Raw genomic sequence first — 12,473 nt, 5'->3', positions numbered from 1 at the left:
AGAGAGGTTATGACACGCTTGAGAAATACCGAATGCGCATAAGGTTAGATGCGCTGCGCAATCCGAAACTGTAGGAGCGAGCCTGCTCGCGATAAACCCGAGAACGCCGTGGGGTGTCAGACTTCCAGCGTTATCGTTGACGACCATCGCGAGCAAGCCCGCTCCCACAGGGGGTTAAGTGTGACCTGAAGATTCAGTGCCGCTTGAGAATCTGGTCCATCACCCAATCAGTCTTCAGCGCCTGCTCGGCCACGGCCGGGTGCTGTGCCTCGCCACGAATATGCGCATTCATGCCCAATACGTGGTGCCACTGAATGTGGGCGTGATGCTCGATGGTCTGGCTGAGGTGCTCATCGGCGTGCAGCTCGACCGGGTGCTCATCGAACACTGAAAAGGTGATCCGGCCTTTGCTGCCAATCACTTCGACCCGGTCTTCGCGGCGATCGGCGACGAAGTTCCAGCAGCCCATGCCCAGTGCCCCGCTGGCAAACCGCCAAGTGGCGCTGACGGCATCTTCGGCCGCGTAGAATCCGGCCTGCTGTGCGGTGAACCCGGCGACTTCGACGATATCGCCGAACAGGTACTGAAACAGGTCCAGGCCATGGCTGGCCAGATCGGCGAAGTAACCACCACCGGCAATCGCCGGATCGGTGCGCCAGTTATCGGTGCCGTTCCGGTCCGCTGCCGACGGGGCTTTTGTGAGGGTCCAGCTCAAGTGCCGGACCTCGCCGATCCGCCCCTCCTCCAGCCATTGCCGCACTTGCCGGAAGCGTGGCAGCGAACGTCGGTAATAGGACACGAACAGGTGCAGCCCGGCATCGGCAAACACCTGCTGCATCTCGCGGCTTTGCCCGGCATTCAGCGCCATCGGTTTTTCCACGCAGCAATGCTTGCCGGCGGCGGCCACCTGCAAGGCAAAAGCGTGATGGCTTTCGGGCGGCGTGGCGATGTACACCGCGTCGACCTCGGGATCGTTGATCAGCGCCTGCGCATCGGTGTAGGCCCGCGCGATGCCGTGGCGCGCGGCATAGTCAGTGACGGCTTCCAGGCGCCGGCCCATCACCGCCACCAACGCCGATCCGGGCGCCTTGTAGAAGGCCGGCCCGCTTTTGCGTTCAGCGACACTGCCACAACCGATCATGCCCCAGCGCACCAGGTTCATAGGCACTCCTTGCGGCTCAGCCGACGCGCAATGCGCGCAGGTCCAGTCGACCGTCCTTGAGCGGCGGGCACCAGTAGTAGCCACCGGTGACCGGACGGCTGATGCGGTACAAACCGTCGGTGATGCCGTCTTCCAGGCCACTCATGCGGCGCAGTTGGGCTTCGAAGGCATCGAGGGAAAATCCGAAGGCCAGGAACATCAGGCCGGCGCGGTCGCCTTCAATCCACGGCATCGAGCGGCGCACCACGAAGGCCTCGGGCGCGAAGCTTTCCTGGGCGGTGCGTTTGACGTGGGCGGAAACCGGCGCATCGTCGATCTCTTCGTTATCGCTCAAGCGGCGACCCATGATGTTGTCTTTTTCATCCGCCGACAGCCCATGGAAACCTTTCAAGTCATGCTGCCACTGCTGGATCGCGGCGAAGCTGCCACCGACCAGGCCGTCGGCGCCCTCACCCACCAGGGCGGCGGTCACGGCGGCTGCGTCGTGGGGGTTCTCGGTGCCATCTTCGAAGCCGGTCAGGTCATGGCCGTTCATGTGGCGGAAGGTTTCGTTCATCTGCACCAGACGCAACGCCGGGGCCAATGCCGCTTCGATGGCGTTGCTGCGGTTGAGCAACTCACCACGGTCTTCACCGTGCAGCCAGCACCAGAGCGCGTGTTGGGTCGACGGATTGTCGACGCCCACACCGGTCAACGCCGGAAAGGTTCGCAGGCCATCGATCTGCCCATCCAGTGCCTTGACCAGGGATTCGCCGAAGCCGACGACAGCCGATTTCCCGTCCACCAGTTGCATCAAGTTGTCGAGCGCGACCGGCAATGCTTCGACGGATTCGAGGGCGAAGAACATATGGCGGGCTTGAGGCGGAACGGGGGTGGCGAGAATGCCCGGCTGGTAATGGCTCATATGAACTCCTTGAAAAAGAGCATGGAGTTTAACCGGAGTACGAGGGTTTGTGTGTCGTCAGAGGCCAGGAACCTGTGGTGAGGGGACATGCCCCCTCGCCAAAAAAGATCAGACCGTGCTGGGGCTTTCGTTGCGGAACGCACTCGGGCTCATGCCGGTCCAGCGCTTGAACGCCCGGCGAAAGCTGCGCACGTCGCTGTAGCCGACTTCTTCGGTGATGCGCTCGATGGACATGTCCGGGTTGGCCAGCAGGCTCATGGTGCGGGCCTGGCGCACTTGCTCCAGCAGCGTTTCGAACGTCAGCGCGTGTTCGCTGAGGCGGCGGCGCAAGGTGCGGCTGCTCATGTTCAGGTCGCCGGCGATTTTCTCGATGTGGCTGCCCTCGGTCAGGTCCCGGGCAATCGCCCGTTCCACCGCCTGGATCAGATCCATTTTCTGGTGCACCTGCGCGGCTTCCAGTTCGAGCAATTTCACGGCCTGACGCAGGGCCAGGGAATGGTGATTGGGCAAGTGAACACCCAGCCAATGCCCATCGATCACCATGCGGTTTTGCAGGCAACCGAAACGCACGTCCGCCCCCAGCAGGCGCGAATATTCGCCGAGATAGTCCGGCGCGGCATGCATGAACTCTACGGCCATCGGCTTGAACTCCGCCCCGACCAGCGCCCGGCCGTACACCAGCAGGCTGGCGAAAAACTCCTCGACCGCGAACAACTGCACGTCGGCGAACGGCAAGCGGCATTCAACGTCGATAAACACCCGATCCCCCGCCTCCTCGACACTCGACACGACAATGCCGCCAGAGGTGTGTTGATGGCGGATGCCCAGCTCGAAGGCATCGCGCAGGGTCTTGCACAGCGACAACACATGCCCCAACAACCCCAGCGTACCGAGCACATTCTGCGCGCCGACCCACAATCCCAGCCCCTGATTGGGCAAGGCCTTGAGCGCGCGCTGAATCATCGCCACGGCCTGGCGATAGGAAATGCGCTGCGCCGGATCCTGCAGGTCTTCAAAGGTAAAACCCAACCCTCGGCACAGGCTCTGTGGGTGGATGCCTTTTTGCTCAGCGACTTCGGCCAGGGTCTGCAGGAGAAACGGCGACACCAGCGCCAGTTCAAAGGTGGGATCGATCACTTTCATTTGCATGGGGCCATACATTCCGGGTCGAGCTGCATTCTTATTTTTGTAACCGGTTATGTCGAAGGAAGTTAGCACAGGGTTCAAAGGCTGTCCGCAGAAGTCCCCCTAAATGGCCGCCAATACCCTGCCTTGCAGGGCGCAGACAGCTTATTTCTATGTTGCGGCCCTCGTATGGATGCCGGACAACCCGCTAACAATAATAATGAGTACACCCATGATCCCGACCCGCACGACTCTTCCCCTACTGGTCATTGGCCTGGCCGGCGTCTGCGCCCTGCAACCGGCACTGGCCACCGAGGCTGGCGTGGACAACATCGGCACCGGCACCGACGGTTTTTTCATATTGCCGCTTTCGCCCGACAGCCTTCCGGACAACATGGTTGCGTTCAACCTCTACTACAACCACTACAAAGCCACGAAGCTCAATATCAGCTCCCTCGGCGGCAAGGTGCCGAACGTCGAGATCGAGTCCACGGCGGTCATTCCGCGCCTGGATTACCTCAGCCCGGTGCGCGTGTTTGGCGGCCGGCTGGGTGGCTACATCGCGCAGCCCTGGCTCAAGCAGGAAGTCTCGGTGTTCGGCTTGCAGGACACCCGCGAAGGCATGGGCGACACCACGGTCGCGCCGATCATTCTCTGGGACATGGGCCCAAACCTGACCCTCGGCGCCGCCATCGAAGTCACCGTGCCGACCGGCGAATACAGCGTCGATCGCCTGGCCAACACCAGCAACAACTTCTACACCTACAAACCCTTGTTCTCCTTCACCTGGCTGCCGACGGACAGAACTGAGGTGTCGATGAAGACCACCTACAGTTTCAACGAGAAAAACAAGGACACCGACTACAAATCGGGGCAGATTTTCCACTTCGACTATTCGGCCAGTTTCAAGATCACCGACGACCTGATGCTCGGGTTGAACGGCTACTACCTCAAGCAAACCACTGACGACAAACAGTTCGGCCACACCGTGCAGTTCAATGGCCAGGACGTGAACGATGGCGTGCGCGGCCAGGTATTTGCCATTGGCCCGGCGCTGCACTGGACCTTTCTCGAATACGCCAGCGCGGAGATTCGCTGGGCCAAGGAGTTCGACGTGGAAAACCGGCCTGAAGGGGAAATGCTTTGGGCGAAGGTCAGTATTCCCTATGCGTTCTGACTGAACTGACGCCTTCGTCGGAACGCCGCCCGGAGCAAGCCCGCTCCCACATTTGGAATGCATTCCCCTGTGGGAGCGGGCTTGCTCGCGAAGGCGTCGGAACAATCACCCAACAAACCTCAGGAATACACCGGCCAGCTCTCCACAATCTTCCCACCCCGAACCGCCAGCAAATCCCCGAACTGCAACAACACCGACTCGGTCTGGGCCGGGCGCAAGAACACCTGGTCCTCCACCGTCAACCCCACCGCCGCCGAACCATTGACCATTTCCTGGTTCGAGCTGCGGCCATACACACCATTGCTCTGCAACCCCGCTGGCGATTCGAACTCCGCCATCCAGTTACCGCCATAGATGAAATACGTCTCGCGCTGATTGGTGTCCCACCAGGAAAACAGCCTGGACTTGTCATCCAACGCCGGGATGTTCACCGCCCCAGTGCTTTTCAACACCGGCGTGGCGATATAGGCGGCCGGCACATGCTCCGCCAGTGACGGCAAATCATAGTGAGTGGGCTTGAGCATCGCCGTCCCCACCGACACTTCGCTGCTGAGCTGTTCGTGTTCATGCATGCGATAGCTCGGGCTGCCGGCCGTATTGAGGGTCAGCCCTTCGCGCCACAAACCAGGGTATTGCTGACGAGTGAAATCGACGCTGCGGTTGTAGATCACCATCACCTTGGCGAACAGCTCCTCGGGCGTGCCCAGAATCCCCGGCACGCCCATGCCCACGAACGGGTCGTAGCCCATGAACCCGGCGAACTCCAGGTGCTGCGGCTGCTGGCTGATCAGCGTCAGCATCTGCCCGAGTACGCCAAGGTCGCTGACGCCACCGCGATGCAGCCCGACATCCAGTTCGATGTTCACCCGCATTCGCGTGCCCAGCCCTTGAGCCAGTGCCAGGTATTGCTGCAAACGCTCCGGTGTATCGAGCAACCACTGCAATTGCTTCGCAGGGTCGAAAGGCCCCTTGTGCGAGTGATAGAACAAATCGGCCGAACGTACCGGCAGCGGTTTGCCCAACAGAATGTCGGCCTCGGCAAACTGCACCGCGTCATGATTGAGAAAGGGTTGATGAAACGACATCAGGCGTTGGGTGCCGGCGCGCCGGGCGATGTAGGCCAGCAGTCCCGGCGCCGGCAGTGATTTTTCCACCAGGCGCAGGTGCTTGCCGGCGCGCTTGACCGATTGCATCACCACATCGATGTTGTGATCCAGCCGATCAAGATCGATCAGCATCACCGGTCGCATCGGGCCGTGGTCCTTGAGTTCACGGTTCAGCGTACGGAAGTAATCGCTGTACGGCGCGCCTCGGTCACCCGGCCGCAGCCACGCCCCGACACCCACCAGCAAGGCGCCGACACCCGCGCTGCCGAGCAAGAAATTGCGGCGATTGACGGCCATCAGATCACCCCCAGAATGGAAGACAGGTGTGCATTGAGAAATTTGCCGCTGGGGTCGAGTGCCTGCCGCACCTGGATGAATTCCTGCCAGCGCGGGTACAACGGCTGCAGGTTTTTCGCGTTCAGCGTGTGCAACTTGCCCCAGTGCGGCCGGCCGTTGTACTTCCAGAAAATCGGCTCGATGGCGGCGAAGAAGTTGTGATGATCCATCTGGTAATGCTGGTGGACCGAGATCGAACAGCTGTCGCGGCCTTCGAACATGCTCAGGGGAATGTCGTCGGCCTTGACGTAACGGTACTCGATCGGAAACCAGGTGCGCAGGTCCTTGTCCTGGATCAGTTTGAGAATCTCGCGCAAACAGGCCGGGCCGTATTCGGCCGGCAAGGAGTATTCCATTTCGTTGAAACGCACCGTGCGCACGTTGGCGTAGATGTCGAACGAGTCGCCCACCCGGTCATCGAAACTGGCCAGGTGGCGCAGGCTGTTGAGCATGGTGCGGCGCAGGTCCGGGAAGTCGCTGGCGTATTTGTCGATCTTTTCGATCAGCGTGACAAACTCGTTTCCGCCCTCCTCATCCGCCGGCACCGGCGGTGTGGCCGGGTCGGTGGTTTCGTTCAGGGCGATCGACAAGGCGTAGTCGGAATGGGTCACCACGAGCATTTCCCAGTGCTGGTTTTCCCGGGTGTTCTTGTCCAGGTCTTCCAGCAACTCTTCGGTCTTGGCGATCCACTGCCGCTCCCTCAAGCGGTACGCCGGGCGGTTTTGCAGGCGCACCCTGGTGGCCACGCCCAACGCCCCCAGGGACACCCGGGCTGCGCTGAACACTTCAGGATGGCGGCTGGCGTCGCAGTCCAGCACCTCGCCGCTGGCGGTCACCACCTGCAAACCACAAACATGCGCCGAATACGATTGAAAGTTCTTGCCGGTACCGTGGGTCGAGGTCGAGATCGCGCCGGCCAGGGTCTGGTAATCGATGTCAGCCATGTTCTGCAGGGCCTGGCCGATGTCCTTGAGCGGCGTGCCCATGCGTGACATCGGCGTACCGGCGGCGAACTCGGCCTGCAGCGTTTTCCCATCGTGATCGAGCAAACCCGTGAAATAGCTCAGCGACAGCAAGGTGCCGTCGGTGGGCACCAGCGCGCTGAAGGAATGCGCCGAGCCTACCGGGCGAATCCTGCCGGGGGCCTGGCGCACCACGTGCGTCAACTCATCCAGGTTCTTGGGCGCCAGCCGCGCCGCCGGCAGGCAACTCTGGCCGCCCGACCAGTTGCGCCAGGGAATCAGGCGTGGCGCACGCAGCAGTTCGGCCAGTGCCGGCGTCGAGCCGAACGCGGTAAAGGCGCCAATGACGCTCGCCCGTTGCAACAACTGACGCCGTGTCAGGTCCATCGTCATGAATCGCACCCTGCCGTTCTTGTTATTGGATTTGCTGGCCGGACATAAAGGCAATCAGCGCCAGGAACTGTTCTTGCGAACACTGCATGCACATGCCCATCGGCGGCATGCCGTTGTAACCGTTGATCGCGTGGTCGAGCAGCGTGTCGGCGCCCTGCAATACCCGTGGTTGCCAGGCCTTGATGTCGCCGGTCAGCGGCGCCCCGGCCGCCGGGTTGGCGTGGCACAGCTTGCAGCTGTTGTCGTAGACCTGCGCCAGCTCGGCGTCGGCAGGCCTCGCGGCGCCTGCTTCGCTGCGGGTCGGCGGGTTGTTCGACTCTTCGCCACACCCCGTAAGCAACGCCGCAAAGACACACCCCGCCAAGGCCAAACAAAGGCTAGGCTTTTCAGTTAATCGGCTTGCCCGCATGACTGTCCTCTCATTGGCTGCCCGGCCAGCCGGGTGCAGCTTTTTTTTGTTGTGATCAAGGAGAGTCAACATTAAGGCACCCCGCGTGGGCGGGTTGAGGGCATTGGGGGCCAACAAGGGGCGCTTCTGAGGCCATGACGCAAGGCCCGATAAGTCCCCGGACATCACGCCGTGCGGCAAAACGCTGAGATGAGTCATGACAAGCGTTGCTGAGGTCTGCTAAAACGATTCATCAGTGCATCAGCCAATCCAGAGGGGTAGCGACATGACCACAGCCAATATTCTCCAGAACCTGTTCCCAAGCCCCGCCGACATCCCGGAAAAGTACCGCCTTGACGGCCAGACCGAGCAGCGCGAGTACCTGGTCGATGGCCAACTCAGAACCTGGGACGGGCCGCTGGCCCAGGTCCGCAGCCCGGTGTACCTGGCAGGCCCGAATGGCGACGAACAGGTGATCCTCGGCAGCACGCCGCTGCTGGATGCCGACACCGCGTTGACCGCCCTCGACGCCGCGGTCCGTGCCTACGACCGCGGCCAGGGCCTGTGGCCGACCATGCGCGTGGCCGAACGCATCCAGCACGTCGAAACCTTCCTCGGGCGCATGCGCGAGCAGCGCGACGCCGTGGTCAAGTTGCTGATGTGGGAAATCGGCAAGAACCTCAAGGACTCGGAAAAGGAGTTCGACCGCACCTGCGACTACATCGTCGACACCATCAACGCGCTGAAAGAACTCGACCGCCGCTCCAGCCGTTTCGAACTGGAACAGGACACCCTCGGCCAGATCCGTCGCGTGCCGATGGGCGTGGCCCTGTGCATGGGGCCTTACAACTATCCGTTGAACGAAACCTTCACCACGCTGATCCCGGCACTGATCATGGGCAACACCGTGGTGTTCAAGCCGGCCAAGCTCGGCGTGCTGCTGATTCGCCCGCTGCTGGAAGCCTTCCGCGACAGCTTCCCGACCGGGGTGATCAACGTCATCTACGGCAGCGGCCGAGAAACGGTCAGTGCGCTGATGGCCAGCGGCAAGATCGACATCTTTGCCTTCATCGGCACCAACAAGGCCGCCAGTGACCTGAAAAAACTCCATCCGAGACCCCACCGCTTGCGCGCGGCGCTGGGCCTGGATGCGAAAAACCCGGGCATCGTCCTGCCGGAAGTGGATCTGGACAATGCGGTCAGTGAAGCGGTGACCGGTTCGCTGTCGTTCAATGGCCAGCGCTGCACCGCGCTGAAGATCCTGTTTGTCCACGAAGACGTGGTCGAGTCCTTCATCGACAAATTCAATGCCAGGCTCGCCAACCTCAAGCCTGGCATGCCCTGGGAAAGTGGCGTAGCCCTGACACCGCTGCCGGAATCGGGCAAGGTCGACTATCTGCATGCGCTGGTGGCGGACGCCGAGAGCAAAGGCGCCAAGGTGGTCAACCCCAACGGTGGCGAGGCTCGTGCGTCGTTCTTCTACCCAGCGGTGCTGTACCCGGTCACGCCGCAGATGCGGGTTTATCAGGAAGAACAGTTCGGCCCCGTCATCCCCATCGTGCCGTACCGTTATCTGGATACCGTGATCGACTACGTGCTGGAGTCGGACTTCGGTCAACAATTGAGCATCTTCGGCACCAACCCGGTGGCGGTCGGCCGGCTGGTGGACACCTTCGCCAATCAGGTCGGGCGCATCAACCTCAATGCCCAGTGCCAGCGCGGCCCGGACACCTATCCCTTCAATGGTCGCAAGAACTCGGCCGAAGGCACCTTGTCGGTACATGATGCTCTGCGGGTGTTTTCGATCCGCACCCTGGTGGCCACCAAGTTCCAGGAGACCAACAAGGACCTGATCAGCGAGATCATCAGCGGCCGCAGTTCGAGCTTTCTGACCACCGACTACATCTTCTGAGGAGAGTCAGCCTGAGTACATCCAGAGCCCATCGACTGCCACCCTTGCTGCGCCGAGTGCTGCGTCCGCTGCTGGACCCGTACCGGCGCTACCGCCATGCCCGGGTGATCCACGCGGTGCGGGTGTCGCTCGGGTTGCTGGCAACGATCCTGCTGACCACCGGGATAAACCTGCCCCACGGTGAGTGGGCGTCGGTGACGATGCTGGTGGTGATCGGCGGCCTGCAACACCACGGCAACATCGGCAAGAAAGCCGCCGAGCGCGCCATCGGCACCTTGATCGGCGCCGGTGTCGGCCTGGTGCTGGTGGCACAACAGGCCTGGCTGGGGATGCCCTGGCTGACCTATTTCGCGATGTCGGTGGCCTGCGGGTTTTTCTCGTATCACGCCATCGGCAAGGGGGGTTACACGGCGCTGCTGTCGGCGATTACCGTGTTCATCGTCGCCGGGCACGGCGACAACCCGGTCACCGATGGCTTGTGGCGCGGGGTGGATATCCTGATCGGCATTGCCCTGGCCCTGGCGTTTTCCTTTGCCCTGCCGCTGTACGCGGTTTATTCCTGGCGCTACAACCTGGCCGATGCGTTGCGTGATTGCGCGAAAATCTACGGGCGCATCATTGACGGCCAGGCCATCACCGCCGACGAACACCTCAAACTCATGACTCGCCTGAACGCGGTGATGGTGCAACTTCGCTCACTGATGCCCTCGGTATCCAAGGAAGTGAAGATTTCCATGACCGAACTCGATGCCCTCCAGCGCAACCTGCGCATGTGCGTCAGCACCCTGGAAATCCTCGGCAATACCCGACCGGATGCCAATGACCCCGAGGCGATGTCGCTGATGCGAACGGCATTGAAAGCCGAGCATAGGCAGATTCGCGTGCAATTGATCGGCATGGCCCGGGCGTTGAAATCAGGCGCCGCCCAGCGGCTCAATCGGCCCATGGATGTGCCGCTTGTCAGCCTTGATGCGCCGGTCTACAACACGCTGGACGGCTATCGCTTGCTGACTCAACAACTGGCCGCCAACGTCAGTGAGATGCGCCAGCGACTGGCCAGCAACGCGTCGCGCTGGAACATCTGACGCCTGGGTCGCGGGTTACGGCGTCACCGTGCGTCGAAACCTCAGCGACCAGCCTTGTTGCATGCCGGCAGCGGCCAGCAGAATCGCCGCGACTCCGATCCATTGCAGTGGCTCCAGGCGATGGCCGAAGGCAAACCAGTCGACGAAAATCGCCGCGATCGGGTAGATGAAGGACAGCGCGCCCGTCAGCGCAGTCGGCAGTTTTTGAATCGCACCGTACAGCAACACGTACATCACGCCGGTGTGCACCATGCCCAGCGTCACCAGGCTGGCCCACGCGCTCGGTGCCTGCGGCAATACGGAAAGATTCGCGAATGGCGCGAGCAACAACACGCCCGTGCTGACCTGAATCAGCGCGATCAAATGCGGCGGGGTTCCAGTCAGGCGCTTGATGATCAGCGCGGCAATCGCATAGAGAAACGCCGCGCCCAAGGCCAAGGCAATGCCTATCAGGTAATCACCGCCGCTCTCGCCCTGGCTGCCATGGGCGCTGACAATCGCCAGCATCCCGAGAAACGAAACGCCCAGCCAGGTCAGTTTCTGCGCGGTGATCTTTTCGTTGAGGAACAACGCCGCCAGCCCGACCAGCATGAACGGCTGGACGTTATAGACGGCGGTGCCGATGGCAATTGACGCCCGGGAATAGGACGCGAACAACAGCACCCAGTTGCCGACAATCGCCACACCGCTGAGCACGGCGAGCAGGAACGTGGTGCGGGTCAGAATGCCGGGGCGCAGAAAGCCGAAGGCCGCGCAAATCAGCAGTAAGGTGCCGGCACCGAACAGGCAGCGCCAGAACACCACGTCCAGCACCGGTTGCCCGGACACCAGCACGAACCAGCCGATGGTGCCGGAGATCAGCATGGCGGCCGTCATTTCGAACGAACCGCGGCGTAGGGTTTTGTCCATCATCAGACTCCTGTGTTTGTGGCCAAAGTATGCCAATGCACCCAGGGGCTACTCCAGAGCAAAAAGCAGGCTAAACTCTGGATCTGCCTTTTTTATAAAGGCCATTTTGAAAAAAAGCCTAACAGGGGTTTTTGCCATGACCGATGACATCGACCAGCTGCTGATCACGGCGCTGATGGAAGACTCGCGACGCTCGCTCAAGGCCCTGGCGCAAATCAGTGGCCTGTCCTCCCCCAGCGTCGCCGAGCGTCTGCGTCGCCTGGAAGAGCGTGGCGTGCTCAAGGGCTACACCGTTGAAATCGACCCGAAATGCTTTGGCTATCAACTCCAGGCCATCGTGCGTATTCGCCCGCTGCCGGGGCAATTGCAGGAAGTGGAACGGCAAATCATGGCCATTCCCGAATTCACCGAGTGCGACAAGGTGACCGGCGACGACTGTTTCATTGCGCGCCTGCATGTGCGTTCGATGGAACAACTGGACACCCTGCTCGACCGCCTCAACACCCACGCTGAAACCAATACGGCGATCGTCAAGAAAACCCCGGTCAAGCGCCGGTTGCCGCCCATGGCGTGAGTGATATTTGTTTCAGCCTGAAGTAGATTGACGGTTTCCGGCGAAGGATTGACGGCATGAAAACTCATGCAATGCTACTCGTGGCAATGATGCTGGCGGGTTGCGGCACGATTCAGACGGTTGTGCGCAGTGACGAAGCGGCCGCAAAAAGCCTCAAGGACCACAAGAGTTATTGCGGCGCGGTGCCACGAATCTACAGCGGCGTGACCTACGACTTCTGCTACCTGAACGCGGCCCTCGAAGACGGTCGGGATGCTCAGGTACATGGCCCCGCCCCCGCTATCGTGCTGCTCGACGTGGTCGTGTCCGGGGCGATGGACACACTGCTGCTGCCCTACACCATCTACCGCCAGCAAGCCGATGGCAGCATCGTCATTGCAGAGTAATCCTGGATTTGTGGTAATAAAAAACCCGCCTGAGCGGGTTTTTCAGTTCAAGGC

The 12,473-nt window shown here is 61.3% G+C and carries 12 protein-coding genes; 5 read left to right on the top strand and 7 right to left on the bottom strand.

Translation table 11 applies throughout. The features are described 5' to 3' along the window. Positions 1 to 193: 193 nt before the first annotated feature. From KGB28_RS04840 to KGB28_RS04830, 3 genes are all read right to left on the bottom strand, one after another. Positions 194 to 1,162, bottom strand: a complete 969-nt coding sequence (locus KGB28_RS04840; RefSeq protein WP_223442896.1) for a Gfo/Idh/MocA family protein — start codon at positions 1,160 to 1,162, stop codon at positions 194 to 196. Positions 1,163 to 1,178: 16 nt separating this feature from the next. Beyond that, entirely contained in the window at positions 1,179 to 2,066 is an 888-nt protein-coding gene (locus KGB28_RS04835) for a Dyp-type peroxidase (protein ID WP_223442893.1), read from the bottom strand. A gap of 108 nt (positions 2,067 to 2,174) precedes the next feature. Beyond that, positions 2,175 to 3,215, bottom strand: a complete 1,041-nt coding sequence (locus tag KGB28_RS04830) for an AraC family transcriptional regulator (protein ID WP_223442890.1) — start codon at positions 3,213 to 3,215, stop codon at positions 2,175 to 2,177. A gap of 208 nt (positions 3,216 to 3,423) precedes the next feature. Between KGB28_RS04830 and KGB28_RS04825 the strand changes: the two genes are divergently transcribed. Next, positions 3,424 to 4,368 carry a transporter gene (locus KGB28_RS04825; RefSeq protein WP_223442887.1) on the top strand — a complete coding sequence of 315 codons (945 nt, stop codon included), beginning with the start codon at positions 3,424 to 3,426 and terminating at the stop codon, positions 4,366 to 4,368. Between the two features lie 119 nt (positions 4,369 to 4,487). Here the strand turns inward: KGB28_RS04825 and KGB28_RS04820 are convergent, their stop codons facing one another. The 3 genes from KGB28_RS04820 to KGB28_RS04810 form a co-directional block, all read right to left on the bottom strand. Further along, positions 4,488 to 5,696: a DSD1 family PLP-dependent enzyme gene (locus tag KGB28_RS04820; RefSeq protein WP_223443037.1), complete on the bottom strand. Its 1,209-nt coding sequence runs from the start codon at positions 5,694 to 5,696 to the stop codon at positions 4,488 to 4,490. Positions 5,697 to 5,770: 74 nt separating this feature from the next. Beyond that, complete coding sequence (locus tag KGB28_RS04815; protein ID WP_223442884.1) at positions 5,771 to 7,165, bottom strand: D-arabinono-1,4-lactone oxidase; 1,395 nt, start codon at positions 7,163 to 7,165, stop codon at positions 5,771 to 5,773. Positions 7,166 to 7,187: 22 nt separating this feature from the next. Beyond that, entirely contained in the window at positions 7,188 to 7,574 is a 387-nt protein-coding gene (locus KGB28_RS04810) for a c-type cytochrome (RefSeq protein WP_223442881.1), read from the bottom strand. A gap of 265 nt (positions 7,575 to 7,839) precedes the next feature. Here KGB28_RS04810 and KGB28_RS04805 point away from each other — a divergent pair, with 265 nt between their 5' ends. Then, complete coding sequence (locus tag KGB28_RS04805; protein WP_223442878.1) at positions 7,840 to 9,465, top strand: NADP-dependent glyceraldehyde-3-phosphate dehydrogenase; 1,626 nt, start codon at positions 7,840 to 7,842, stop codon at positions 9,463 to 9,465. 44 nt (positions 9,466 to 9,509) lie between these two features. After that, a complete protein-coding gene (locus KGB28_RS04800; protein WP_223442875.1) occupies positions 9,510 to 10,550 on the top strand; it encodes an FUSC family protein in 1,041 nt (346 codons plus the stop codon). Positions 10,551 to 10,565: 15 nt separating this feature from the next. Here KGB28_RS04800 and KGB28_RS04795 read toward each other — a convergent pair whose 3' ends face one another. Further along, on the bottom strand, positions 10,566 to 11,459 hold the full coding sequence (locus tag KGB28_RS04795) for a DMT family transporter (RefSeq protein ID WP_223442872.1): 894 nt from the start codon (positions 11,457 to 11,459) through the stop codon (positions 10,566 to 10,568). A 136-nt stretch (positions 11,460 to 11,595) separates the two neighbouring features. On the opposite strand from KGB28_RS04795, the gene KGB28_RS04790 reads away from it, so the two are divergent. Beyond that, a complete protein-coding gene (locus KGB28_RS04790; protein WP_046038550.1) occupies positions 11,596 to 12,033 on the top strand; it encodes an Lrp/AsnC family transcriptional regulator in 438 nt (145 codons plus the stop codon). 56 nt (positions 12,034 to 12,089) lie between these two features. Then, complete coding sequence (locus KGB28_RS04785; protein WP_223442869.1) at positions 12,090 to 12,419, top strand: YceK/YidQ family lipoprotein; 330 nt, start codon at positions 12,090 to 12,092, stop codon at positions 12,417 to 12,419. Positions 12,420 to 12,473 lie beyond the last annotated feature (54 nt).

This window comes from Pseudomonas sp. BF-R-19 (assembly GCF_019956445.1).
GTDB classification, from domain to species: domain Bacteria; phylum Pseudomonadota; class Gammaproteobacteria; order Pseudomonadales; family Pseudomonadaceae; genus Aquipseudomonas; species Aquipseudomonas fluorescens_BH.
The sequence above is the reverse complement of the archived record's forward strand: the minus strand, read 5'-3'. Positions and strand labels throughout refer to the sequence as shown.

What these genes read in the sequence shown, in the direction of transcription:
- KGB28_RS04840 (WP_223442896.1), bottom strand. Translation starts at nt 1,162, where the DNA reads ATGAACCTGGTGCGCTGGGGCATGATCGGTTGTGGCAGTGTCGCTGAA.
- KGB28_RS04835 (WP_223442893.1), bottom strand. Translation starts at nt 2,066, where the DNA reads ATGAGCCATTACCAGCCGGGCATTCTCGCCACCCCCGTTCCGCCTCAA.
- KGB28_RS04830 (WP_223442890.1), bottom strand. Translation starts at nt 3,215, where the DNA reads ATGCAAATGAAAGTGATCGATCCCACCTTTGAACTGGCGCTGGTGTCG.
- KGB28_RS04825 (WP_223442887.1), top strand. Translation starts at nt 3,424, where the DNA reads ATGATCCCGACCCGCACGACTCTTCCCCTACTGGTCATTGGCCTGGCC.
- KGB28_RS04815 (WP_223442884.1), bottom strand. Translation starts at nt 7,165, where the DNA reads ATGACGATGGACCTGACACGGCGTCAGTTGTTGCAACGGGCGAGCGTC.
- KGB28_RS04810 (WP_223442881.1), bottom strand. Translation starts at nt 7,574, where the DNA reads ATGCGGGCAAGCCGATTAACTGAAAAGCCTAGCCTTTGTTTGGCCTTG.
- KGB28_RS04805 (WP_223442878.1), top strand. Translation starts at nt 7,840, where the DNA reads ATGACCACAGCCAATATTCTCCAGAACCTGTTCCCAAGCCCCGCCGAC.
- KGB28_RS04795 (WP_223442872.1), bottom strand. Translation starts at nt 11,459, where the DNA reads ATGGACAAAACCCTACGCCGCGGTTCGTTCGAAATGACGGCCGCCATG.
- KGB28_RS04790 (WP_046038550.1), top strand. Translation starts at nt 11,596, where the DNA reads ATGACCGATGACATCGACCAGCTGCTGATCACGGCGCTGATGGAAGAC.
- KGB28_RS04785 (WP_223442869.1), top strand. Translation starts at nt 12,090, where the DNA reads ATGAAAACTCATGCAATGCTACTCGTGGCAATGATGCTGGCGGGTTGC.